Here is a 1,042-nt window from a genome sequence, read left to right as displayed (position 1 = left end):
CTCCGGAGGAGCCCATGCAGATCGCCGTACTTCTCTACGACCACTTCACCGCCCTCGACGCCGTCGGGCCCTTCGACACCCTCGGCCGGCTGTCCGACGCCGAGGTCGTCTTCGTCTCCGAGCGGCCGGGGCCCGTGCGGACCGACAACGGCTCGCTGGCGCTCGTCGCCGACAAGGGGCTCGACGAGGTCACCCGCCCCGACATCGTGATCGTGCCCGGCGGGCCGCATCCCGACCGGGAGATGGCCAACCCGGTGGTCATGGAATGGCTGCGCACCGTCGACGCCACCACCACTTGGACCACTTCGGTGTGCACCGGATCCCTGCTGCTGGGCGCAGCCGGGCTGCTCGACGGCCGGCGGGCCACCAGCCACTGGCTGTACCTGGACCAGCTGCCCGGGCTCGGGGTCGAGGCCACCGGCGAGCGTGTGGTGTTCGACGGGAAGTACGTCACGGCCGCCGGGGTGTCCGCCGGGATCGACATGGGGCTCACCCTGCTCGGCCGGATCGCCGGCGACGACTTCGCCCGGGCCGTGCAGCTGATGACCGAGTACGACCCCCAGCCGCCCTACGACGCCGGCTCGCCCGCCAAGGCCCCGGCCGCTCTCGTCGAGATGCTGCGGGGGAACGGCACGCGCGGCTGACGGCCGACCGTCACGGAGTCCAGGTGAAGCGGGGGGCCCGGCGCTCCAGGAACGCGGCGACCCCCTCGGCGGTGTCCTCGCTCCCGGCCGCCTGGTCCTCCCAGTAGGCGTCCCGGTCGGTCCGGCCGTCCGCGAACTCCTTGGCCGCCGCCTGCGTCAGCTGCGAGCGCGAGGCCAGGATCCGGGCGAACTCGGCGACGCGCTCGTCCAGTCGGCCGGCCGGCAGCAGCTCGTTCAGGAACCCCGCGCCCAGCGCCGTCTCCGCGCCGATCAGCTCCGCGGAGAAGAGGAGGTACTTGGCCCAGGCCGGGCCGACCAGGGCCGCGAGCCTGCGGGTGGAGGACGCCGGGTAGACGATGCCCAGCCTGGCCGGGGTCACCCCGAAGGAGGCCCCCTCC

The 1,042-nt window shown here is 73.8% G+C and carries 2 protein-coding genes; one reads left to right on the top strand and one right to left on the bottom strand.

The window, feature by feature from the left end:
* Positions 1-14: 14 nt before the first annotated feature.
* Entirely contained in the window at positions 15-644 is a 630-nt protein-coding gene (locus tag ACWGIU_RS38425) for a DJ-1/PfpI family protein (RefSeq protein WP_453712794.1), read from the top strand.
* 10 nt (positions 645-654) lie between these two features.
* Here ACWGIU_RS38425 and ACWGIU_RS38420 read toward each other — a convergent pair.
* Positions 655-1,042: enoyl-CoA hydratase/isomerase family protein (locus ACWGIU_RS38420; RefSeq protein ID WP_453712792.1), on the bottom strand; the 388-nt coding region annotated here is incomplete at its 5' end.

It is taken from the genome of Streptomyces sp. NPDC054840 (assembly GCF_053611065.1).
The sequence above is the reverse complement of the archived record's forward strand: the minus strand, read 5'-3'. Positions and strand labels throughout refer to the sequence as shown.